Annotated in this window: 22 protein-coding genes; 11 read left to right on the top strand and 11 right to left on the bottom strand. The window is 60.3% G+C overall.

The window, feature by feature from the left end; all coding sequences use genetic code 11:
• Nucleotides 1-16: 16 nt before the first annotated feature.
• A complete protein-coding gene (gene ndk / locus SJY29_RS06380; RefSeq protein WP_110278672.1) occupies nt 17-439 on the bottom strand; it encodes a nucleoside-diphosphate kinase in 423 nt (140 codons plus the stop codon).
• A 124-nt stretch (nt 440-563) separates the two neighbouring features.
• Between ndk and SJY29_RS06375 the strand changes: the two genes are divergently transcribed.
• Nucleotides 564-1874, top strand: coding sequence for an MFS transporter (locus SJY29_RS06375; RefSeq protein ID WP_400088007.1), 1311 nt, complete (start codon nt 564-566; stop codon nt 1872-1874).
• On the opposite strand, the gene SJY29_RS06370 is transcribed toward SJY29_RS06375, so the two are convergent.
• Entirely contained in the window at nt 1871-2764 is an 894-nt protein-coding gene (locus SJY29_RS06370) for a DMT family transporter (protein WP_400088006.1), read from the bottom strand. The two genes, SJY29_RS06375 and SJY29_RS06370, sit on opposite strands and share 4 nt — an antisense overlap.
• 105 nt (nt 2765-2869) lie before the next feature.
• On the opposite strand from SJY29_RS06370, the gene SJY29_RS06365 reads away from it, so the two are divergent.
• From SJY29_RS06365 to SJY29_RS06350, 4 genes are all read left to right on the top strand, one after another.
• Nucleotides 2870-4723 (top strand): ABC-F family ATP-binding cassette domain-containing protein, encoded by a 1854-nt coding sequence (locus tag SJY29_RS06365; RefSeq protein ID WP_400088004.1) that lies wholly within the window; start codon nt 2870-2872, stop codon nt 4721-4723.
• An 87-nt stretch (nt 4724-4810) separates the two neighbouring features.
• Nucleotides 4811-5440, top strand: coding sequence for a MarC family protein (locus tag SJY29_RS06360; RefSeq protein ID WP_110278669.1), 630 nt, complete (start codon nt 4811-4813; stop codon nt 5438-5440).
• Between the two features lie 16 nt (nt 5441-5456).
• Nucleotides 5457-6035 (top strand): TIGR02281 family clan AA aspartic protease, encoded by a 579-nt coding sequence (locus SJY29_RS06355; RefSeq protein WP_400088002.1) that lies wholly within the window; start codon nt 5457-5459, stop codon nt 6033-6035.
• A complete protein-coding gene (locus SJY29_RS06350) occupies nt 6032-6127 on the top strand; it encodes a DNA polymerase III subunit chi (protein WP_400088000.1) in 96 nt (31 codons plus the stop codon). Before SJY29_RS06355 ends, SJY29_RS06350 begins: the two co-directional genes overlap by 4 nt.
• A gap of 26 nt (nt 6128-6153) precedes the next feature.
• Here SJY29_RS06350 and SJY29_RS06345 read toward each other — a convergent pair whose 3' ends face one another.
• Both SJY29_RS06345 and SJY29_RS06340 read right to left on the bottom strand, forming a co-directional pair.
• On the bottom strand, nt 6154-6618 hold the full coding sequence (locus SJY29_RS06345; RefSeq protein ID WP_400087998.1) for a DNA polymerase III subunit chi: 465 nt from the start codon (nt 6616-6618) through the stop codon (nt 6154-6156).
• The gene (locus tag SJY29_RS06340) at nt 6618-8087 is read right to left on the bottom strand and encodes a leucyl aminopeptidase (RefSeq protein WP_400087996.1); all 1470 of its coding nucleotides are present in this window, start codon (nt 8085-8087) and stop codon (nt 6618-6620) included. Before SJY29_RS06340 ends, SJY29_RS06345 begins: the two co-directional genes overlap by 1 nt.
• Nucleotides 8088-8248: 161 nt before the next feature.
• Here SJY29_RS06340 and lptF point away from each other — a divergent pair, with 161 nt between their 5' ends.
• From lptF to rsmA, 6 genes are read left to right on the top strand one after another with little or no spacing between them, the layout of a single operon-like run.
• Nucleotides 8249-9358 (top strand): LPS export ABC transporter permease LptF, encoded by a 1110-nt coding sequence (gene lptF, locus SJY29_RS06335; protein ID WP_400087994.1) that lies wholly within the window; start codon nt 8249-8251, stop codon nt 9356-9358.
• Nucleotides 9355-10449 (top strand): LPS export ABC transporter permease LptG, encoded by a 1095-nt coding sequence (lptG, locus tag SJY29_RS06330; protein WP_400087992.1) that lies wholly within the window; start codon nt 9355-9357, stop codon nt 10447-10449. Before lptF ends, lptG begins: the two co-directional genes overlap by 4 nt.
• Nucleotides 10449-12536 (top strand): LPS-assembly protein LptD, encoded by a 2088-nt coding sequence (locus tag SJY29_RS06325; RefSeq protein WP_400087990.1) that lies wholly within the window; start codon nt 10449-10451, stop codon nt 12534-12536. Before lptG ends, SJY29_RS06325 begins: the two co-directional genes overlap by 1 nt.
• A 29-nt stretch (nt 12537-12565) precedes the next feature.
• Nucleotides 12566-13768: a peptidylprolyl isomerase gene (locus tag SJY29_RS06320; protein WP_400087988.1), complete on the top strand. Its 1203-nt coding sequence runs from the start codon at nt 12566-12568 to the stop codon at nt 13766-13768.
• A complete protein-coding gene (gene pdxA, locus SJY29_RS06315; RefSeq protein ID WP_400087986.1) occupies nt 13768-14724 on the top strand; it encodes a 4-hydroxythreonine-4-phosphate dehydrogenase PdxA in 957 nt (318 codons plus the stop codon). The genes SJY29_RS06320 and pdxA overlap by 1 nt, the downstream gene beginning before the upstream one ends.
• Nucleotides 14711-15553 (top strand): 16S rRNA (adenine(1518)-N(6)/adenine(1519)-N(6))-dimethyltransferase RsmA, encoded by an 843-nt coding sequence (gene rsmA / locus SJY29_RS06310; RefSeq protein WP_400087984.1) that lies wholly within the window; start codon nt 14711-14713, stop codon nt 15551-15553. Before pdxA ends, rsmA begins: the two co-directional genes overlap by 14 nt.
• A gap of 99 nt (nt 15554-15652) precedes the next feature.
• Here the strand turns inward: rsmA and SJY29_RS06305 are convergent, their stop codons facing one another.
• The 7 genes from SJY29_RS06305 to SJY29_RS06275 all read right to left on the bottom strand — a co-directional run bounded on the left by SJY29_RS06305 (nt 15653) and on the right by SJY29_RS06275 (nt 21930).
• On the bottom strand, nt 15653-16168 hold the full coding sequence (locus SJY29_RS06305) for a DUF4167 domain-containing protein (protein WP_110278659.1): 516 nt from the start codon (nt 16166-16168) through the stop codon (nt 15653-15655).
• Between the two features lie 218 nt (nt 16169-16386).
• Nucleotides 16387-17235 (bottom strand): peptide chain release factor N(5)-glutamine methyltransferase, encoded by an 849-nt coding sequence (gene prmC / locus SJY29_RS06300; RefSeq protein ID WP_400087981.1) that lies wholly within the window; start codon nt 17233-17235, stop codon nt 16387-16389.
• A complete protein-coding gene (gene prfA / locus SJY29_RS06295) occupies nt 17232-18287 on the bottom strand; it encodes a peptide chain release factor 1 (RefSeq protein ID WP_400087979.1) in 1056 nt (351 codons plus the stop codon). The genes prmC and prfA overlap by 4 nt, the downstream gene beginning before the upstream one ends.
• An 18-nt stretch (nt 18288-18305) precedes the next feature.
• Entirely contained in the window at nt 18306-18737 is a 432-nt protein-coding gene (locus tag SJY29_RS06290) for a DUF1499 domain-containing protein (RefSeq protein ID WP_400087977.1), read from the bottom strand.
• Between the two features lie 58 nt (nt 18738-18795).
• The gene (speB, locus tag SJY29_RS06285) at nt 18796-19737 is read right to left on the bottom strand and encodes an agmatinase (RefSeq protein ID WP_400087975.1); all 942 of its coding nucleotides are present in this window, start codon (nt 19735-19737) and stop codon (nt 18796-18798) included.
• Nucleotides 19737-20705: an agmatinase gene (gene speB / locus SJY29_RS06280; RefSeq protein ID WP_400087973.1), complete on the bottom strand. Its 969-nt coding sequence runs from the start codon at nt 20703-20705 to the stop codon at nt 19737-19739. The genes speB (SJY29_RS06285) and speB (SJY29_RS06280) overlap by 1 nt, the downstream gene beginning before the upstream one ends.
• A 67-nt stretch (nt 20706-20772) precedes the next feature.
• On the bottom strand, nt 20773-21930 hold the full coding sequence (locus SJY29_RS06275) for a M20 aminoacylase family protein (protein WP_400087971.1): 1158 nt from the start codon (nt 21928-21930) through the stop codon (nt 20773-20775).
• Nucleotides 21931-21938 lie beyond the last annotated feature (8 nt).

Genomic DNA, 21938 nt, shown 5'->3' with positions numbered 1-21938 from the left:
CGGGGCCTGCCCAGACTTAACCGACCAGTTCGAGACCGGAGAAGAAGAACGCGATTTCTTCTGCCGCTGTCTCAGGCGCGTCTGAACCGTGGACCGAGTTTTCGCCGATGGACAGCGCGAATTCCTTGCGGATCGTGCCGGGTGCTGCGTCTGCGGGGTTTGTGGCACCCATGACTTCGCGGTTCTTTGCAATCGCGTCTTCGCCTTCGAGAACTTGTACAACGATCGGCTCGGAGATCATGAATTCGCACAGCTCGCCAAAGAACGGACGCTCGGAGTGCACACCGTAGAACTGCTGCGCCTGTGCCAGTGTCAGCTGGATGCGCTTGGATGCGACAACGCGCAGGCCTGCTTCTTCGAATTTTGCGGTGATTGCACCGGTCAGGTTACGCTTGGTGGCGTCAGGTTTGATGATGGAAAAAGTACGCTGGATAGCCATGTGAGCCTCTTGATGATTTACGCGGCGGATGCCGCGGTGAAATGATGGCTGCGCCCTACCATGCGCGTCCGACCATGAAAAGGCGTGAATTGCGCCACCCCCCGCGACCCGCTAGCGTGGATGCATGTGGACCCTCATGAAACACCCCGTCTTTGGCCGGCTCTTCGGGGCGCAGGTGGTCGCATTGTTGGGCACGGGGCTTTTGACGGTGGCCCTTGGTCTGTTGGCGTTTGATCTCGCGGGGGCCGCCGCAGGTGCTGTGCTGGGCACGGCCTATGCGATCAAGATGGTGGCCTATGTGGGCCTGTCCCCGGTTGCCGGCGCTCTGGTCGCAAACCTGCCGCGCAAGCCTGTGTTGATCATGGCAGATCTTGTGCGTGCCGCGGTTGCCCTTTCCCTGCCCTTTATCAGCGAGGTCTGGCAGATTTATCTCGCCATTTTCCTGCTGCAAACCGCATCGGCGACGTTCACGCCCGCGTATCAGGCGACAATCCCTGATGTTTTGGAGGATGAGGACGACTATGCCCGCGCGCTCTCGCTCTCACGGCTGGCATACGATCTGGAAAACCTGATCAGCCCCGCTTTGGCAGGTCTCCTCTTGCTGATGATCAGCTATCACTGGCTTTTTGGCGGCACCGTGATCGGTTTTGCCTTTTCGGCCTTCCTGATCTGGGGCACGCTGCTTCCTGCCCGTCAACGGGCCAAAGACCGCCCCTTCCGTGCGCGCCTGACGCGCGGCGTGCGGATTTATCTGGCCACCCCCCGCCTGCGCGGCTTGCTGGCGCTTACGCTGACCGCCGCTGCCGCAAGCGCCTTTGTGATTGTGAATACCGTGGTCGTCGTGCGCAGCGGCTTTGGCGGGACCGACGGCGATGTGGCGATTGCGCTGGCGGCCTTTGGCGGCGGCTCCATGATCGCGGCGCTGGCGCTGCCAGCCATGCTCAAACGCCTCAGTGATCGTCCTGTCATGCTGACCGGCGCCGCTCTTCTCACGGTGCTTATGGCACTCCAGGCCTTCATCACCGTCACCTGGCCCGTGTTCCTCGCACTCTGGGCGCTTCTCGGCCTCGGGTATTCCGCCACGCTCACGCCCCAGGGCAAACTCTTGCGCCGCTCGGCCCATGCCGAGGACCGCCAGGCAATGTTTACCGCGCAATTCGCGCTGTCGCATGTGTGCTGGCTCTTTACCTATCCGCTGGCGGGGAACGCGATGACAGCCTGGGGGATGGGGCCGACCTTGGGTATTCTGGCCGTCGTCGGAGCCATCGGGCTGACCGCTGCCCTGCGCCTTTGGCCCGTGGGCGATCCGGTGATCGTCACCCACAGCCATGACGACCTGCCCGACAATCACCCCCATCTTGCAGGCGGCGGTCACAGGCACGCCCATGCTTTGGTGATTGACGACGAACACCACGCATGGCCAACACAGGGCTAGGCAGGCTTCCTTTTCCGTTCGGGCAGAAACTCCAGCACACCTGCAATCAAGACCAAACTGCCGCCGATCCATTCGGCTGGCGACAACACTTCACCGGCAATCACCGAGGCCGAGGCCACACTGACCAGCACCTCCGAGATCATCAAAATCCCCACGCGCGCCGGTTCCAGCTTCGTCGTGGCCCAGAGCAGGCCCACAATTGACAGCGCCCACCACAAGGTTGCAGAGAATACCACCCAAAAGGCAACGGCGCCCGGCTGTGGCAATGCCGCGATATCCGGCAAAGGGGCCACGAGCGGCGCCAGAATCAGCCCGCCTCCCAAAGCCCCCACGGCAAACAGGAACGTGCTTTCCGCAGGTCCCGCCGTGGCCTTCACCTTGATCCCGATCGAGGCCACGGCCCATAAAAATCCGCTTGTCAGGCCAAGCCATTCGCCAAGCCCGCGGGGCACCGGCAGCTCACCATCCCCGCCCAACATTAACACAAGCCCTGCAATGCCTGCCAGAAGCGCGGCAATCCGGGGCCCCGTGATCGGCCAACCCATCAGGTATCGCCCGATGAGCGTGCTCCAGATCGGGGTGAGATAGAACAGGATCACAATAATCGCCACGCGCCCGTAGAGCAGGCCCAGCGAGTAAAACATCAGCGAACAGCCGCCCAAGACCAGCGAGGCAACAGCCATGGGGTGCGAACCCATAAGCCGATGGCGCCCGCGCCACCCCCAAGGGGCCATGACCATCACAGCCACGACCATGATCGCCACAGTACCCCAAGGCCCCGTCAGCCCCAGCGCATCAATCTGGCGTAACGGCAGCCAGTAAAACCCCCAAAGCATGCCGAAACCCACAATGGTGAGACTGGCCAGAAAGATCGTGCGCGGCGTATCCATACCCACCGCTTAGCAACCTGCCCCTCATGGCACCAGCCACAACAATCGCAGGGCTACAGAAAACGGGTGATTGACCCCGCCCAGACGATCAATCATAGCGCGCATATGCTCAAGATTTCAGATATCACTTATTCCGTCGAAGGCCGCACGCTGGTCGAACACGCAACCGTCACCATCCCTGCCGGCCATAAGGTCGGGCTTGTGGGGCGCAATGGCTCGGGCAAGACCACGCTGTTTCGGGTGATCCGCGGCGAAATGGTGCTTGATACCGGCAGTGTCAGTATCCCCAAAGGCTGGAAGATCGGCGGCGTCAGCCAGGAAGTGCCCGGCAACGAGGTGTCGTTGATCAACACCGTCTTGCGCGCCGATACCGAACGCGAGGCGCTTTTGGCCGAGGCCGAGACCGCCACAGACCCCGCGCGTATTGCCGAAGTGCAGACACGTCTGGCAGATATCGAGGCATGGTCCGCCGAGGCGCGCGCCGCCACCATCCTGCGTGGTCTGGGCTTTACCCATGAAGAGCAACAGATGCCCTGTTCCGCTTTTTCGGGCGGGTGGCGGATGCGTGTGGCATTGGCCGCAGTGCTGTTTTCCGAACCCGATCTGTTGCTGCTCGACGAGCCGACAAACTATCTCGACCTTGAAGGCGCGCTCTGGCTCGAAGCCTATCTTGTCAAATACCCCCACACCGTGCTGATCGTCAGCCACGACCGTGAACTCCTGAACCGGTCGGTCGGCGGCATCCTGCACCTCGAAGACAAGGGGCTGATCTATTATACCGGCCCCTATGACACCTTCGCGCGCCAACGCGCCGCCAACCGCGCGGTGCAGGCTGCGGCTGCGAAAAAGCAGGACGCGCAACGCGCGCATTTGCAGGCCTTTGTTGACCGTTTCAAGGCAAAAGCCTCAAAGGCCAAACAGGCACAATCGCGCGTGAAGATGCTCGAAAAGATGGAAACGATCCGCGCGCCCGAAGATGCGGCACGCACGGTCTTTACCTTCCCCGAGCCGGAAGAACTCTCGCCACCGATCATTGCCACCGAAGGGGCGGCTGTGGGCTATGGCAACCACATCGTGCTGCATGACCTGAACCTGCGGATTGATCAGGACGACCGGATCGCCCTTCTGGGGCGCAACGGTGAAGGTAAATCAACCCTGTCGAAAATGCTCTCGGACCGCCTGCCGCTGGCACGCGGGAAAATGGTGACCTCGAACAAATTGCGCATCGGCTTTTTCGCCCAGCATCAGGTGGATGAGCTGCGGATCGAGGAAACCCCGCTCGACCACCTCTTCCGCGAACGCCCCAATGAAGGCCAGGCCAAGCTGCGCGCCCGCCTTGCCGGATTCGGACTGGGCGCCGATCAGGCCGATACCGCAGTGGGCCGTCTGTCCGGTGGGCAAAAGGCACGTCTGTCGCTTTTGCTGGCCACCCTGCCCGCACCACACCTTCTGATCCTCGACGAGCCCACCAACCACCTTGATATCGAAAGCCGCGAAGCGCTGGTTGAGGCTCTGACCGCCTATTCCGGTGCGGTGATCCTTGTCAGCCACGACATGCACCTTTTGTCCATGGTGGCCGACCGTCTGTGGCTTGTGAAAGACGGTCATGTCACAACTTACGATGACGACCTGAACGCCTATCGCAAAATGCTGCTGACGCCGGAAAAGCCCCGTGAAAAGGAAAAACCCGCCCCCGTCAAAGCGCCGAAACCCTCGCGCGAAGCGATTGCCGCGTTGCGCAAAGAGGTGCGCAACAACGAAGAGAGGGTCAAGAAAATCAACGACATGCGTGACAAACTCGCCAAGAAACTGGCCGATCCGGTCCTCTACGAGGATGGCAAGGCGGGCGAGCTTGCCACATGGAACAAGAAATACGCGGAAGTGATGGACGGTCTGGACCGCGCCGAAACCATGTGGATGGCATCGCTCGAGAAACTCGAAAAAGCCGAGAAAAGCTGATCCCAGACTTTCTGCGTCCCCTCAAACTTCCGCCGGAGGCAATCCTGCCCTTGCCACCGCGCGGTCCCATCTGGCAGAGACAAGAGCATGACCGAAATACCAGCCCTCATCGCAGCCTTCACCACGCTGTTCATCATCATCGACCCTCCCGGTCTTGCGCCAGTGTTCATTGCGCTGACCCAAGGGATGACCGCGCAGCAACGCCGCGCCATTGCCCTGCGCGCCTTTCTGGTCGCCGTCGGCCTGATGATGGTGTTTCTGGTGCTGGGCGAGGCCGTATTGGGCTTCATCGGCATCTCGATGGATGCCTTCCGCATCGCGGGCGGGATACTGCTTTTCCTGACCGCGCTGGACATGCTTTTCCAGCGCCGGCAGGCGCGGCGCGCCGGTGAGGCCGCCGAAGGACAGGCCGAACACCAGGATGACCCGTCGGTCTTTCCGCTGGCGCTGCCCCTGATTGTCGGCCCCGGTGCCATCACCACGGTGATCCTGCTGGCAGGCGAGGCACAGGGTGCCGCCGATATGGGCGCCATCGCGGGCGTCATCTTTGCGGTGCTGCTGATCGTCCTTCTGGCCTTCCTTGCCGCGCCTGCAATCGAACGTGCACTGGGCAAAACCGGGCTGAACATCGTCACCCGTCTTTTGGGCATGTTGCTGGCGGCTCTGGCCGTGCAATTCGTGCTTGATGGTCTGCGGGGTTTCGGGATCGGCGCCTAGTGCCTATATCTGTGCCATGACCACTGACCAAATCATGCAACTGACCTATCTGGTCCTTCTGGGGGCCGCCATCGGCGGCTCTGCTATCGTGGTCGGGCGCAAGAATATGGGCAAAATGGCGCAGCAGGCCGCAATCTGGGCGCTGATCTTTATTGGCGTGATCGGGGCTTACGGGCTGTGGGAAGATATCAGCAACGATGTAAATCCGCGCCAGACCATCCTCAGCGAAAGCGCCATCGCCGTACCGCGCAGCAATGACGGGCACTATCACCTGACCCTTGATGTCAACGGCACGGCGGTTGATTTTGTCATCGATACCGGTGCCAGCCAGGTCGTGTTGTCCCAACGCGATGCGGCACGGATCGGGATTGATGCCAACAGCCTGAATTACTCGGGTGCAGCCAGCACCGCCAATGGCGTCGTGCGGACAGCCCCAGTGGTGCTGGATCAGGTGCGCTTGGGCGATATCACCGACCGCAATGTGCCCGCGGTCGTCAACGGCGGCGATATGGATAATTCGCTACTGGGCATGACCTATCTGGGGCTTTACAACCGGATCGAGATTTCCAACGGCGAACTGGTGTTGAACCGATGATCAGAGCTTTCGCGATCCTGCTTCTTCTGGCTGCCTGCACGCCCGCGCCCGCCGAGCTGCCCGAAGGGTTTGACCCGACATTCACGTTCTAGCGGATCATCGCATCATGTAAGGTGGATCAGGATCCACCCTCCTTTTCAGCTTTCTTCGTCCAGCGCCCCGCCTCTTGCGCCCAGTATTGCGCAGCACAGCCTGCGTCGGTCAGCGCCTTCCACTGGCCGCGCGCCACATCAAGTGCGGCACCATCATGGCCATCAAACAGGATACAGGTCCGCTCGGCGGCGCCGACTTCCTCGGCGCTTACGGCCGCCCCGCCCACGCTCATGACGCAGGCAAACCCGTCACTGGGCACATCGCCCAACAGAACAGGTTGGTCTGCGTCATAGGGCCCGCCCGCAAGGCCGTGGGGCAGAAAGCCGTCCTCGGGGCCCTGCCACAGCACCTCGTCCAACCGCTTCAAAAGTGCCGCGTCATGCCCACGCACCAACACCCGCCAGCCCGCGCCGCGCGCCTTGCCAATCAACATGGGCAAGGTTGCCTCCAGCGGGCTGTCGGTCAGGTGGTAGAAAAACGCAGCCCCCATCAACCCTTCTCGTAATTGTCGGCAATCAACCGGTTCAGCGCCATGACACCCCAGCCCGTCGCACCCGCAGGGGCCAGCGTGGTTTCTTTCTTCACGCTGGCGGTACCCGCGATATCCAGATGCGCCCAAGACACGTCGGGTTTGACAAACCGCTGCAGGAATTGCGCGGCAATCACCGCACCACCCATGCGTCCGCCAACGTTCTTCATATCCGCAATCCGTGATTTCAGTTCGGCGTCATAACCCGCACCCAGTGGCATCCGCCAGACACCTTCACCTTCCGCAGCGGCGGCTTTCGCAAAAGCGGCACTCAGATCATCCGAGTTCGAGAACATGCCTGCATTTTCATGGCCCAAGGCCACCATGATCGCCCCTGTCAAAGTGGCCAGATTGATCATGCCCACAGGCTTGAACCGCTCTTGCGCGTACCACAACACATCGGCCAGCACCAAACGCCCCTCGGCGTCGGTATTGATGATCTCGATCGTGTCGCCCTTCATGGATTTGACCACGTCACCGGGCCGCGTGGCATTGCCCGAGGGCATGTTCTCCACCAACCCCACAATCCCAACGACATTGGCCTTGGCCTTGCGCAGCGCCAGCGTGCGCATGACACCGGCCACAACGCCCGCACCGCCCATGTCCATGGTCATCTCTTCCATACCACCGGGCTGTTTGAGGCTGATGCCGCCGGTGTCAAAGACCACGCCTTTGCCCACAAAAGCAAAAGGCGCTTCCTTACCGCCACCGTTCCAGGACATCACAACCACTTTGCTAGGGCTGTCCGATCCTTGGCCGACGCTCAACAACGTGCGCATCCCCAGCTTGGCAAGGTCTTCTTCTTCGAGGATTTCCACCTCGAGCCCCAGTTCCTGCATCGCCGCAAGCCGTGCTGCGAAATCATCCGTGGTCAGCACATTGGCGGGTTCATTCGTCAGATCGCGGGTGAAAAACACGCCTTCGGCCACTGCCGCCAAAGGTGCGGCCGCTTTCGCAACCGCTTCGGGTTTGGAGACCATGAAGGTCACCGTTCCAGCCGTCTTGGCCGGCGCGGTCTTGTGGGTCTCGAACGTGTATCCCCGCAGCGCGAGGCCCAAGGAAATCTCCTCGGCGCGTGCGATGGAACCCGCGAGGATCAGCAGGTCATCACCGTTCTGGATCTTGGCCAGTTGCGCCCCGGCCTTGCGTGCATCCACACAGCTTGGCTTGCGCCCCAGTTTCACCACGACCACAGCCACCGCCGCCATGCCCGCCGGATATCCAAGCGGTGCTGCATCGCCCGCGGCCATCTTTTCAAAGGCTGCGCTTTCAACAAACCGTGTCAGCGCCTTGCGGGTCAGCGTGTTCACCTTGCGCGCACCCGCATCCAGCTTGCCATCCTCCGCGACAAAAACAACAACCTTCCCCGCGGCACCGGCGACAGCCTCAAGGTCAACGTCTTTGAATTGGATTTCAGCGGGTGTGGTCATGGTCTCTCCGATCTGTGTGCATGTCTTGGTGGCAATAGGTAGCCCGCGACCACCCCTTTGACCAGATAGCTGTTCAAACCCGTGCGCGCTTGGGCTAGTTTGGCCCCAACAAAACGACAGGCATCAAAAAGGACACAGCATTGGGGCAATTCGACAGATATATGTTGTCGCAACTGATGGTGCTGTTCGGCTTTTTCAGCCTTGTGCTGGTGTTGATCTACTGGATCAACCGTGCGGTGTCCCTCTTTGACCAATTGATCGCGGACGGGCAGTCTGCGGCGGTCTTCCTTGAATTCACCGCGCTGTCACTTCCTTCGGTGATGCGGCTGGCCTTGCCTTTGGCAGCCTTTGCAGCGGCAGTCTATGTGACCAACCGCATGTCGACTGAATCCGAGCTGACTGTGGTGCAGGCGACCGGATACTCGCCTTTCCGGCTTGCGCGGCCCGTGATGTATTTCGGGCTGATTGTCGCGGTGATGATGTCGGTCCTGATGCATTTTCTGGTCCCCCTCAGCAGTGCGCGCTTGGCCGAACGCGAGGTCGAAATCGCGCAAAACATCTCGGCACGGTTTCTGACCGAAGGCCGCTTTCTCGAACCGGTAAACGGCGTCACCTTCTATATCCGCGACATCACGCCGGAGGGGGAACTACGCGATGTCTTTCTCTCGGACACCCGGGACGCAGACGAACAGATAACATACACTGCCGCCAAGGCGTTTCTGGTCCGGCAGGACGGCGTGACACAGTTGGTCATGATCGACGGCATGATCCAGATTCTCAGAACAGCCGATCAACGCCTGTTCCGCACCTCATTTGACGATTTCGCCTTCAACATCAGCAATCTGATGAGTGAACCGCGCACAAGCGGCCGGCGCGAAAATGTTGTCCCGACGTGGGAACTGCTTCGTCCGACACAAGCCCTACAAGATGAAACGAACCGGTCGGCCGCGGCACTGCTGGCGACCGCACACGACAGGTTCAGCCAATCCATTCTAGGAATCGTTGCAGCGCTTTTGGGATTTTCGGCGCTGATGGTCGGCGGATATAGCCGGTTCGGGGTTTGGAAGCAGATTATTTTCGCAATCGTCCTGATCATCATCGTCAAGGCAATCGAAACATCAGGCATGCGCACCGCGCGCAGCGATCCACAATTCTGGTTTGTTGCCTACCTGCAGTGCATTGTGGGGTTTGTGATGATCTGGTGCCTGCTCTTTTGGGCGAGCAGGCCCTATCTCTTCAAACGCCGGATCCAGGGGGGCAGCGCGCCATGATCCTGCACCGCTATTTCGCACGCCGCTTTCTGGTCACACTGCTGGGTGTCGGCGGGGTGTTTTTCATGATCATGTTCTTTTCCGAACTGGTCGAGCAGTTGCGCCGTTTCGGCAGCGCCGACGCCACTTTCACCGATATGGTGATCCTGAGCCTGCTCAATATCCCCGAAGCGCTTTATGCCATACTGCCATTGATCGTCATTCTCGCGACTGTGGCGCTTTTCCTCAGCCTTGCACGCTCCTCGGAAATGGTCGTGACACGGGCCGCAGGACGTTCGGCACTGAAAGCATTGCTGGCCCCGCTAACCGTTGCCTTTCTGGCGGGTGTGTTGGCAGTGGCCGTTTTGAACCCGATCGTCGCCGGTACATCGAAGGCATATGAAGTGCGCAGCGACGCCTTGCGCGGTACAAGCTCCGTGCTGTCCATCGGTTCGTCGGGTCTGTGGCTGCGTCAGGGCGATGAAGCCGGACAAACCGTCATCCGTGCCCTCAGTGCCAATCTTGACGGAACGCGATTGAGCGATGTCACCTTTCTGACATTTACGCCCGACGGGGCGCCATTCCAGCGGATCAGCGCGGAAACCGCCGAATTGATGGCGGGTGCATGGGTTCTGCAAGACGTCAAGTCATGGGCTTTGTCCGAAGACACGACACCCGAGGCGACAGCCCGGCTCTTGCCAGAACTCAGCCTGCCTTCCACGCTCACCCCTGATCAGATCCGTGACAGCTTTGGTACGCCCTCTTCGATTGCGATCTGGGACCTGCCCGCGTTCATAACGCGGCTGCAAACAGCCGGTTTTTCGGCACAGCGCCATCTGATGTGGTTCCACAAAGAGCTGGCGCAACCTTTGTTTCTGGTCGCAATGGTCATGATCGGCGCGAGCTTTACCTTGCGGCATCAACGCGGCGGGCGCACCGGCCTGATGGTCATGTTCGCGATCCTGCTGGCGTTCGTAATCTATTTCATCCGTAACTTTGCAGAGGTGCTTGGCGAAAACGGCCAGTTGCCCGTGCTGCTGGCGGCATGGGCCCCGCCCTTTGTCGCGATTGGAATATCCATGGGTTTCCTGTTGCACAACGAGGACGGCTGATGCGCGTTTTCCTGATCCTCTTGATGCTGTGCCTGCCTCTTTCGCTGCATGCCCAAGGCGCTGCCACACTCGTGGCGGACAGTGTTGTGCTGACCCAAGACGAACAGCTGATTGCGACGGGCAATGTTGAAGTGCTCTTTGACGGAAGCCGGCTGACTGCCAGCGAGATCGTATTTGATCGCGCCAGTGACACGTTGCAGATTATCGGACCGATCGTCGTTCAGGCGGCGGACGGTACCATCTTTACGGCAGACCGCGCCACACTCGACCCCCGCCTTGAGAACGGTATCTTGCAGGGTGCGCGCATCGTGCTTGATCAACAATTGCAGGTCGCATCAAACCAGATCGACCGCCGCGATGGACGCTATTCGCAACTGTACAAGACCACCGCCACCTCTTGCCGCGTCTGTGGCACGCAGACCCCGTTGTGGGAAATCCGCGCTGAACGGGTGATCCACGATGCAGAAGAACGGCAACTCTACTTCCGCAACGCCACATTGCGCGTGCGCGGCATACCGGTTCTATGGTTGCCGCGTATGCGCCTGCCTGATCCGTCGCTCGAGCGGGCCAACGGGCTGCTGGTTCCCGAACAGCGCAATACCACACAACTGGGTTTCGGGATCAAGCTGCCCTATTTCATCACGCTTGGTGATCATCGCGACCTGACACTGACACCCTATGTATCGCCGGAAACAACCACGCTCGAGCTGCGCTATCGTCAGGCGTTTGCCAATGGCAACCTCACCGTAGAGGGTGCGATCAGCGACGATACATTGCTGCCGGAGGCGCGGTCTTATCTCTTTGCCGAAGGCGGGTTCGATCTTGGCGATGACTATCAACTCAACTTTGATATCGAAACGTCCAGTGACCCCGCCTATCTTCTGGATTACGGCTATTCGGATATCGACCGCCTTGAAAGCGCGGTGCAACTGCTGCGCGTGATGGACGATACGCTGTTCAATGCACGTTTGACGAATTACGAATTGCTCCGTGATGACGAAGAAGACGCATCCCTCCCCCCGATCATCGCGGATCTGAGTTATGAAACGCGCTATGAACCCGCCTTTGGCGGGGTGTTGCGCTATGGTGCCAGCCTTGATGTGGCCTACAGATATAGCACAATCGACGGGGACGCCGGACGCGATGTCGGCCGCATCGGGGCGACAGGCGCATGGTCGGACAGTTGGGTCCTGCCTTATGGTTTTGTAGCAGACATGCAGACCGCATTGCGCGCGGATGTCTATTTCGTCAGCGATGATATCGCCTTCGAAAACGAAGATCTGCGCGTCGCGCCAAGTGTCGGCGCAACATTGCGATGGCCCCTGGGGCGCGTTGGGACTGCGGATGCCACGCATCTTCTGGAACCCGTCGTCAGTCTTGGCTGGGCCGAAACCTATGGCGGCACGCCCCCCAACGAAGACAGCCTGCGTACCGAACTGGACCGTGCCAACCTTTTTGCCCTGTCACGCTACGCGGGCGATGACCGCATCGAAACAGGCCTGCAAGGTGCCGCCGGAGTGACGTGGACGCGACTGGGCGGGCGGGGGTTCAACTCGGTCCTCAGCTTTGGGCGCATGTTCCGTCAGGAAGAGCAGGACGGCTTTACCAAGACATCCGGCCTGGACGGCCGCAATTCCGACTGGCTGCTTGCAGGCCAGTTCACAGCGCCCGGCGGTTTCCTCTTTGACACGCGCAGCCTGTGGAATGGCGTGCAGGACCTGACAGTGATCGACAGCCGCATCGCGTGGCAGAATGACCGCATATCACTGGGTGCTAACTATGTCTGGCTGGGGCCGGACCCAGAGGAAGACCGCTTGGAAACCAGTTCGGAATGGACGGTCGATGCGGGCTTCGTCATCAATGATGCATGGTCGTTTGACGTGGATGCACGCTATGATCTCGCCGCCGAGCGTCCCGTCCGCGCAGGCGCGGTACTGCAATGGAGAAACGAATGTGTGACCGTCGACGTTTCGGCCTCGCGCCGCTTTACGTCTTCCAGTACGGTTGAACCCACAACAACTTTCGGGATAAGCGGCTCTATCGGCAGCTTTTCCACAGGACGCGCGACAGGATGCGGAAACGAATGACGGGTTTTGAGATGCTAAAAGGTCGGGTTATGGCGGCAGTGGCTGCCGCACTTATCGGCACATGTGTTGGACCAAGCGCCATCGCGCAAGGACAGCTATCCGCAGTTATCACAGTTGATGACCGTGTGGTCACCCAATACGAACTGACCCAGCGCATCCGTCTGCTTGAACTATTCCGCACACCGGGTGACCTCAATGAGGCTGCACGCAATGCGCTTATCGAGGATCGCCTGAAACAGCAGGAAATGGCACGTTTCGATGTGACAATTTCCGAGGACGTCCTGCAGCAGGAACTGGAAGCCTTTGCCGAACGCGCCAATCTGACGCTGCCACAATTCACACAGGTCCTTGCGCAGAACGGTGTCGATTTCAACACGTTGCGCGACTTTGTCGAAATCGGCGTGCTTTGGCGCGACTATGTGCGCGCGCGCTTCAGCCGTCAGGTGACAATCACCGATAGCGACGTGGAACGCGCCATTGCGCAGCGCGGCAATGCCCGCTCGCAACTTGAAGTGCTGCTTTCGGAAATCATCATCGCAGCCCCACCCGATCGTGCCGCACGGGCACAGCAAGCGGCCGATCAGATTTCGCGGATGCGCTCTTTTGCAGAGTTTGAAGCCGCTGCGCGCCAGGTTTCTGCTTTGCCGTCACGTGAAGATGGCGGACGGCTGGGCTGGCTGCCCATTGACAACTATCCACCGCAAATCCGCGCGATTATCCTTGAGTTGGAACCGGGCGAAGTCACTGAACCAATCGAGATCCCCAATGGTATCGCGCTATTTCAACTCCGCGGCACGCGCGAGGCCCTGCGCCCCGCACAGGCCCCCGTCAGCCTTGAATATGCCGCCTATTATATTCCCGGTGGCAAATCCGATGCCGGCCTGCGTCAGGCGGCAGCCGTCAGCGATCAGGTGGACACCTGCGATGATCTTTATGGTGTGGCGCGCAACCAACCTGCCGAGGTGCTTGACCGGTTGACAGTTGCGCCCGCCGCGATCCCCGACGAGATCGCGCTCGAACTGGCCCGCCTTGATCCCGGCGAAGTGTCTTACAACCTGACGCGCGACAATGGTGAAACGCTCGTGTTCCTGATGCTTTGTGCACGCAACGCCGCAGGCGCCGACACACTTGATCCCGCCGTCGTGCGCCAGCAAATCCTGAGCCAGCGTCTGACAGCACTGGCCGATGCCCTGTTGGAAGACCTGCGGGCCTCTGCCGTTATCCGCCCCTGATGCAACCGATCGCCATCAGTTGCGGCGAACCGGCAGGGATCGGCCCCGAGATCGCGGTTGAGGCGTGGCAGGCGCTCCGAAACGAAGTGCCGCTGTTGTGGATCGGTGATCCGGCGCATCTGCCTGCAGGCACCGATGTGCACCGCGCCACCGATCCGGGTGATATCCACCCCTTCAAAATGACGGTGCTGGCGCGTGATTTCGGCAGCCCCGCCACCCCCGGCAAACCAGACCCGCGCCATGCCAGCGGTGTGATTGCAGCCATCGCTGATGCGGTAGCGCTGGTTCAGGCCGGTGCTGCCCGCGCGCTCTGTACCGCACCCATCCATAAGGCCGCGCTGATCGACGGTGCCGGTTTCGCCTACCCCGGTCATACCGAATATCTGGCGGCCCTCGCAGGGACCGATCAGGTGGTGATGATGCTGGCCTGTGATGCCCTGCGCGTCGTGCCGACCACCATTCATATCCCGCTGTCGGATGTGCATACCGCACTGACCGCCAGCCTTCTGACCGATACCCTACTGATTACCCATGCCGCACTGCGCCGCGATTTCGGCATCACCAAGCCGCGCATCGCCGTGGCGGGTTTGAACCCGCATGCGGGCGAAGACGGTAAAATGGGCCATGAAGAGCAGGAAATTATCATCCCTGTCCTGAATGCCCTGCGCGCCCAAGGCATGGATGTCAGCGGGCCGATGTCGGCCGACACGATGTTTCACGCAGGCGCGCGTGCGCGCTATGACGTGGCGGTCTGCATGTACCATGATCAGGCCCTGATCCCCATCAAGACGCTGGATTTTTCCGGCGGCGTGAACGTGACACTGGGCCTGCCTTTCATCCGCACGTCGCCCGACCACGGCACCGCCTTTGATATCGCAGGCAAAGGGATCGCCGACGCCACCTCGATGATCGCGGCCATCCGTATGGCCGCAACAATGGCCGATGCCCGTGATTGATAACCTGCCCCCCCTGCGCGAGGTGATCGCCACGCATGAGCTGGCCGCGAAAAAATCGCTCGGCCAGAACTTTCTGCTCGATCTGAACCTGACAGCCAAGATCGCGCGGCTGGCGGGTGATCTCACCGGCGCTGACGTGCTCGAAATCGGCCCCGGTCCGGGTGGCCTCACGCGGGGTCTCTTGGCCGAGGGTGCGCGCCGCGTGCTGGCGATTGAAAAAGACCCCCGCTGCATGCCCGCCTTGGCCGAAATTGCCGCGGCCTACCCCGGCAGGTTACAGACCATCAACGGCGATGCGCTTAACGTCAACCCGCTCGAACACCTGACCCAACCGATAAAGATCGCGGCCAACCTGCCCTATAACGTCGGCACGGAACTTCTGGTGCGCTGGCTGACACCACCGGAGTGGCCCCCCTTCTGGGAAAGCCTGACACTGATGTTCCAACGCGAAGTGGCGCAAAGGATCGTCGCTAAACCGGGCAGCAAAGCCTACGGGCGGCTGGCGCTCCTGGCGCAGTGGCGCACGGATGCCAAAATCGTGCTGGAACTGCCCCCCGAGGCCTTCAGCCCCCCACCCAAAGTAAACTCCGCCGTGGTCCACCTGACCGCCCTGCCCGCACCGCGCTATCCTGCGGATCCTGCCACGCTCAACAAAGTGGTGGCCGCCGCGTTCAATCAACGCCGCAAGATGCTGCGCTCGGCACTCAAATCCGTCAGCCCGGATATCGAAGACCATCTGAATGCTGTCGGCATCAAACCCACAGAACGCGCAGAACAGGTCGGACTGGAAGCCTTCTGCGCCTTGGCAAGAAGCCTCGACGCGTCCTAGGGCCCCGGTCCCCGGGCTTTCCATGTCCTTTCAAACTTCCGCCGGAGGCAATCCTGCCCCCGCCAAACAAAAAGCCCCCCGAAATCGGAGGGCCTGTCTTTATTCAGCAGCCTCTGGGGCGTTGTCGCTCTTTGGCCCCTCATCGGGGGCCTTGCGCGGTTTGCGCGGCTGACGCGGGCGCTTGGGCTTGGCCTCGGGTGTTTCTACCAAACCGCTGTCACCTTCGTGCGCATGATCCGGCTGATCCATCTCCAGAGGTGCGTTCGCGGCCTCCTCCTGCGCGCTCAAGCGCTCCTGACGCTCGCGGTCACGCTCGGCCTGACGCTGACGGTTCTGTTCTTCCTGCTCTTCGCGCTTGGCATCCACTTCGCGCTGCGCTTCGGCCAGAAGACGCGTGTAGTGTTCTGCGTGCTGGGCAAAGTTTTCCGCATCCACACGGTCGCCCGAAAGAACAGCATCGCGGTGAAGCTGGTTGTACTTTTCAATAATTTGCTGCGGCGTACCGCGCACTTTGCCATCAGGGCCCGAGCTGTCAAAAACCCGATTGATGATGTTACCGCCCGTGGGACGGTTGTTGCGATTTTTATTCCGCGACCGTGACTTAGATGATCTCATAAGTTGCTTTCAAGCCTTTGGCTGTCGTTGCTGGGCCAATGTCGCGCTAATAGCGCGTCTCAAATGTGTAGCCTTGCGATGTTTGGCGACTGATCGGGGGGAGGTCAGTGGCGAGCCTCGTCCCATCCGATGGGATTGAATAAGCATGTGGGGGGACGCAAGACAAGACCAAAGTGAGAAAAAGGCGTGTTTTTGCCGGTTAATGTGGCGCTGGCGGGTCAAGAACGCCTGGTTTTGCCGATCACGACCCGGTCGCGACCATCAAGGTCGGGAATCACGAAAACATGGGTCAGACCGCCTTGCAGCATCAGTTCAGCCACCGCTTTGCCTTGTGTCGATCCGATCTCGAAGATCAACCGGCCGTCCGGTTCCAGCACATCTTGCGCCTGTGAAATGATGGTGCGGTAGGCGGACAGCCCATCAGCCTCATCGGTCAGCGCCAAACGCGGCTCCCATTCGCGTACATCGCGTGACAGGCCCGCCATTTCATCGGCGGCAATATAGGGCGGATTCGCCACGATCAGATCAAAGGGCCGCCTGATACCCGCCAACCAGTCGCTTTGCACAAAGGTTGCCCTGTCATCCACGTGGTGTCGCTGTGCGTTGCGCAAGGCCACGGCAAGCGCCTTGGGCGACACATCGGCCCCCACACCAACCGCCTGCGTATTTTCCGCCAGCAGCGTCACCAGAATACAACCTGACCCCGTCCCGAGATCCAGCACACGCGCAAAGGGATCACGCAAGGCCACATCAATCAGCGTCTCGGTTTCAGGACGCGGATCAAGGACATCCTTTGTCACCTCGAAATCGCGCCCGTAGAACGCGCGTGATCCGATCAGATGCGACACGGGCTCGAACCGCGCGCGGCGGGCGATCAGGTGGTCAAACCGCGTCATGACCTCTGCCGACACAGGCTCTGGCAAGATCAGCGTCAGCCGCCCTGCATCCACGCCGGAGGCATAGGCAAAAAGCTTGCGCGCATCCCGCGCGGCATCGGGCACCCCGGCTTTGGTGAGTTGCTGCACAGCCGCCGCCAGAACCTGACTGCCGGACCTGGCGTCACTCACGCGCCCATCTCGGCCAGCATCGTGGCTTGTGCGTCAGACTGCAGGGCATCGATGATCTCATCCAGATCGCCCTGCATCACCTGCCCCAAGGAATAGAGCGTGAGGTTGATCCGATGATCCGTCAGGCGCCCTTGGGGGAAGTTGTAGGTCCTGATCCGCTCCGAGCGGTCCCCCGACCCGACCTGGCTTTTCCGATCCGCCGAGCGTTCACTGTCCACGCGCTGGCGCTCCATATCAAACAGGCGCGTCTTCAGCACTTGCATCGCAATCTCGCGGTTGCGGTGCTGGGATTTCTCGGAACTGACAACAATGATGCCGGTGGGAATATGCAGGATCCGCACCGCACTGTCCGTGGTATTGACGTGCTGTCCCCCCGATCCGGAGGCACGCATCGTATCAATGCGGAGATCATTCGCGTTGATCTCGATATCGACGTCTTCCGCCTCGGGCAGCACGGCCACCGTCGCAGCAGAGGTATGAATACGCCCGCCACTCTCGGTTTCAGGCACGCGCTGCACGCGGTGCACGCCGCTTTCGTATTTCAGCCTTGCGAAGACACCATCACCGACAACCCGTGCAACAACCTCTTTCACGCCGCCAAGTTCGCTCAGGCTTTCTTCGAGGATTTCGAATTTCCAGCCCTGCTTCTCGGCATAACGCTGATACATCCGCAGCAAATCTGCCGCGAAAAGCCCCGCTTCATCACCGCCAGTGCCGGGCCGGATTTCCAGCAATGCAGGGCGGCCGTCAGCGGCATCTTTGGGCAAAAGCGCCAGCTGCACGTCATGTTCGGACGCTTCCAGCGCCGCTTTTAGATCAGGCAATTCCGCCTCGGCCAGTTCCTTCATCTCCGGATCGGCCAGCATCGCCTCGGCATCAGCGATCTGCGCGAGCAGGTCCTTGTAGGCGGTCACGGTTTCCACGACGGGGCGCAAATCGGCGTATTCCTTGCCCAATTTGGCAATATCGTTGCCCGCGGCACCACTCGACATTTTCGCCTCCAGAAACTGGAAACGGTCAATCAGCTGTTCGATTTTATCAGATGCGATCATGGATCACCGATTGGCGGATCAAAGCGGCTCGGTCAAGGGGGCAAGCGTTTCAAGCCAGCTTTCAACGCGCGCCTTGTTCACACCCATATCGGACTGGCCGAACCGCAATCTGCCATAAATCACAAGCAGATCGTCCTGCACGGCAACAGTTGTATGATCGGGAAAGCCCCACAAAAGCGACCGTGTCTGAAAAGTCATCATACCCTCCGCCACACTGCCCGCCAGCAACCGTGTCCGTGGTGTCGCCAAGGCCCGCTGTTCAGCCATCGCCAGCACGTCGGCAGCAGGGGCATTGATGCGGCGCACGGCAAGGAACGACCCCGGCCCCTCCGTATCGCCCGGCGCAGTCACTTCGGGCACTTGATGCCAGCGCGCTACGTCCGTCGGCGCAAACCGCACATAGGCCATAAGACCGGCAACAATGAGAATGATCAGATAAAGAATGCGCATAGGGCCCCTCATAATTGATTTAAAATGCACCTAATGCGCCGCTGGCCACTTGTGAAGCCTAGCGGTACGGCACACCCGGCAAGATCGACAGCATTTCAAACATCAAATTCGCCCCCGTCAGTGCAGTATTGCCCGACGGATCATAGGGCGGCGACACCTCGACAAGGTCACACCCCACGATATTCAGGCCCCGCAATCCACGGATCAGCTCCATCGCCTGCGGTGTGGTCAGCCCGCCAATCTCGGGTGTGCCGGTGCCCGGCGCATATGCGGGGTCCAGACTGTCGATATCATAGGTGATGTAACAAGGCTGGTCGCCGATGGTGGCCTTGATCTCGGCCGAGAGGGGCGTCAGCGATTTGTGCCACAACTGCGGCGCCAGATACTGGTTGAACCCCCAGCCCGCCGCCTCTGTAAAGTCATCCGCGGTGTAACCCGTACCCCGCAGCCCGATCTGGAACACCTTGTTGGCGGTAATCAATCCTTCCTCATAGGCGCGGCGAAACACCGTACCGTGGGTCTCGCGCTCGCCGAACATCTCGTCGTTCACATCGGCATGGGCATCCACATGCACGAGCGCGACCGGCCCATGCTTGGCCGCCACCGCGCGCAGCACAGGCAGGGTCAGCGTATGATCACCACCCAATGTCATCGGGATGAAATCGTGCTTGAGGTGTGCCACGTAAGTCTCTGTGATAATGCGGATACTCTCGCTGAGCGAAAAGGTGTTGATCGCCACATCCCCTAGGTCCGCACATTGCAGTGCATCAAAAGGCGCAGCACCCGTCTGTATGTTATAGGGGCGGATCATCGCCGACTGTTCGCGGACCTGCTTGGGGCCCATCCGCGTACCGGACCGCCATGATGTGCCAATATCCATCGGGATACCGATAAATCCCACATCAAGGCCTTCCGCACTGGTGACTTCTGGCAGGCGCATGAAGGTCTGCGGCCCTGAAAACCGCGCCAGATCATTTCCCGATATCGGTTGGTTCGGCATCACTTTTTCCTTTTATTCCAGAGCGCAAGACAGCAAAGCTCCATCGCGACATGCGCCCCCGCAATCGCGGTGACCCCTGTCGTGTCATAGGGCGGCGACACCTCGACAATATCGCCCCCCACCATATTGATCCCGGCAATATCCCGCAGGATCGCCGCCGCCTGCCAGGACGCCAGACCACCCCAGACAGGCGTGCCGGTGCCCGGCGCAAAAGCGGGATCAAGCGCGTCGATATCAAAGGTCACATAGGTCGGATGGTCACCCACCCGCGCCCTGATCTCTTCGGCCACCCACGCGCTGCCCCTTTCGTGGGACGTGCGGGCGTCAATGTAGGGCATCCCCAGATAGTCTGCGCATTCCGTCCGAATGCCGATCTGGACAGAGCGCGTCACATCCACCAAACCCAGCTTCACGGCCTTATACATCATTGTGCCATGATCAATGCGGGCCATGTCATCGTCAGGCCACAAATCGGAATGGGCATCAAACTGCACCACTGACATTGGCCCGTATTTTTCGGCATAAGCGCGCAGGATCGGCAGGGTGATGAAATGATCACCACCCAAGGTCACCGCTCCGCAGCCCTCCCCCAATATCCCCGCGATATGGGCCTCCACCAAGGCTGGCACACTGGCCACGTTGGCATAATCAAAGGCCATATCGCCATAGTCCGCGATGGCAAACTCCCCCAGCGGATCAAACCCGTTCCACCCGTAAGGCGGATCAAAGGGTTGCAGGCTCGATGCCTCGCGGATCGCGCGCGGCCCGAAACGGGTACCCGGGCGGTGGGTGACAGCCTGATCAAACGGCACACCCGTGACCGCCAGATCAAAGCCGGTCAAATCCTTGGTATACTTGCGCCGCAAGAACGACGTAGCCCCGCCAAAAGCGTTCTCATAGGCCAATCCGCGCCGGTCAGTGGCCGTAAACGCACCATCGACCGCCTCTTTCGCTTTATCAAGTGTCACCACACCACCTCATTTTCCATGTCCAATCAAACTTCCGCCGGAGGCTCCTGCCCCCGCACCGCGCGCCTCAGGCCGCGGGCAAAGCCCGCTCGACCAACCGCGCAAAATAGGACGCCCCCGCAGGGGCCGCCCCATCGGCGAAATCATATTTGGGGTGATGCAACCCCGCACTGTCGCCATTACCGACATAAACATAGGCACCCGGGCGTTTTTCGAGAAAATACGAAAAATCCTCTGCCCCCATGTCATACTGGCGGGCATCATCCACATCCGGCGAGATTTCCCGCGCGACAGCCGCGGCAAAGGCGGTCTTTTCAGCATCATTGATCGTCGCCGGATAGCCGCGTTCGTAAATCACCTCGGCCTGCACACCGTAAGCCGCCGCATGACCCGCTACGATCTCGGTCAGCCGCTTTTCCACCATTTCCTGCACCGATTTTGCCATCGTGCGGACTGTGCCGTTGATATAGGCCTTCTCCGGTACGATATTATCGGCTGATCCCGTATGAATTTGCGTGACCGAGACGACCAGATCCTCGAAAGGCACATGGTTGCGGCTCACAATCGTCTGGATCGCATTGACCATCCCCACAGCCGCAACTACCGGATCGGCGGTTTCGTAAGGGTAGGCCCCGTGCCCGCCAATCCCTGTGATATGAATGTGAAAGCTATCGACAGCGGCCATAATCGGCCCCGGCGTGGTGTAGAAGGCTCCCACCGCATCGCCCGGTCCGCTGTGCAGGGCATAGACCTCGGTGATATCAAACCGCTCGAGAATACCTTCCTTGACCATGACCTCGCCGCCGCCGCCATTCTCTTCGGCAGGCTGGAAGATCAGCGCCACGCGCCCTGCGAAATTGCGCGTTTCCGCCAGATACCGCGCAGCCCCCAACAGCATGGTGGTATGCCCGTCATGGCCGCAGGCATGCATCCTGCCCGCCACCTTCGAGGCATAGGCCAACCCCGTTTCCTCCTGCATCGGCAGCGCATCCATGTCGGCGCGCAAACCAATCGTTGGCCCCGCAGCCTTGCCGTTGATAATCGCCACCACACCAGTCGTCGCGATCCCCTCGTGGATCTCGTCCACCCCGAAGCTGCGCAGCTTTTCAACCACAAAGGACGCCGTTTCATGGCATTCAAATCCCAACTCGGGATACTGGTGCAGATGCCTGCGCCACGCGGTCATATCCTCCGCAAAATCGGCGATACGGTTAATCACTGGCATGTCTGGTG

Source organism: Yoonia sp. R78084 (genome assembly GCF_044595625.1).
Lineage (GTDB): Bacteria > Pseudomonadota > Alphaproteobacteria > Rhodobacterales > Rhodobacteraceae > Yoonia.
The sequence above is the reverse complement of the archived record's forward strand: the minus strand, read 5'-3'. Positions and strand labels throughout refer to the sequence as shown.

Coding starts and splice junctions, on each gene's coding strand:
- ndk (WP_110278672.1), bottom strand. CDS start 439: ATGGCTATCCAGCGTACTTTTTCCATCATCAAACCTGACGCCACCAAG.
- SJY29_RS06375 (WP_400088007.1), top strand. CDS start 564: ATGTGGACCCTCATGAAACACCCCGTCTTTGGCCGGCTCTTCGGGGCG.
- SJY29_RS06370 (WP_400088006.1), bottom strand. CDS start 2,764: ATGGATACGCCGCGCACGATCTTTCTGGCCAGTCTCACCATTGTGGGT.
- SJY29_RS06365 (WP_400088004.1), top strand. CDS start 2,870: ATGCTCAAGATTTCAGATATCACTTATTCCGTCGAAGGCCGCACGCTG.
- SJY29_RS06360 (WP_110278669.1), top strand. CDS start 4,811: ATGACCGAAATACCAGCCCTCATCGCAGCCTTCACCACGCTGTTCATC.
- SJY29_RS06355 (WP_400088002.1), top strand. CDS start 5,457: ATGACCACTGACCAAATCATGCAACTGACCTATCTGGTCCTTCTGGGG.
- SJY29_RS06350 (WP_400088000.1), top strand. CDS start 6,032: ATGATCAGAGCTTTCGCGATCCTGCTTCTTCTGGCTGCCTGCACGCCC.
- SJY29_RS06345 (WP_400087998.1), bottom strand. CDS start 6,618: ATGGGGGCTGCGTTTTTCTACCACCTGACCGACAGCCCGCTGGAGGCA.
- SJY29_RS06340 (WP_400087996.1), bottom strand. CDS start 8,087: ATGACCACACCCGCTGAAATCCAATTCAAAGACGTTGACCTTGAGGCT.
- lptF (WP_400087994.1), top strand. CDS start 8,249: ATGTTGTCGCAACTGATGGTGCTGTTCGGCTTTTTCAGCCTTGTGCTG.
- lptG (WP_400087992.1), top strand. CDS start 9,355: ATGATCCTGCACCGCTATTTCGCACGCCGCTTTCTGGTCACACTGCTG.
- SJY29_RS06325 (WP_400087990.1), top strand. CDS start 10,449: ATGCGCGTTTTCCTGATCCTCTTGATGCTGTGCCTGCCTCTTTCGCTG.
- SJY29_RS06320 (WP_400087988.1), top strand. CDS start 12,566: ATGGCGGCAGTGGCTGCCGCACTTATCGGCACATGTGTTGGACCAAGC.
- pdxA (WP_400087986.1), top strand. CDS start 13,768: ATGCAACCGATCGCCATCAGTTGCGGCGAACCGGCAGGGATCGGCCCC.
- rsmA (WP_400087984.1), top strand. CDS start 14,711: ATGCCCGTGATTGATAACCTGCCCCCCCTGCGCGAGGTGATCGCCACG.
- SJY29_RS06305 (WP_110278659.1), bottom strand. CDS start 16,168: ATGAGATCATCTAAGTCACGGTCGCGGAATAAAAATCGCAACAACCGT.
- prfA (WP_400087979.1), bottom strand. CDS start 18,287: ATGATCGCATCTGATAAAATCGAACAGCTGATTGACCGTTTCCAGTTT.
- SJY29_RS06290 (WP_400087977.1), bottom strand. CDS start 18,737: ATGCGCATTCTTTATCTGATCATTCTCATTGTTGCCGGTCTTATGGCC.
- speB (WP_400087975.1), bottom strand. CDS start 19,737: ATGCCGAACCAACCGATATCGGGAAATGATCTGGCGCGGTTTTCAGGG.
- SJY29_RS06275 (WP_400087971.1), bottom strand. CDS start 21,930: ATGCCAGTGATTAACCGTATCGCCGATTTTGCGGAGGATATGACCGCG.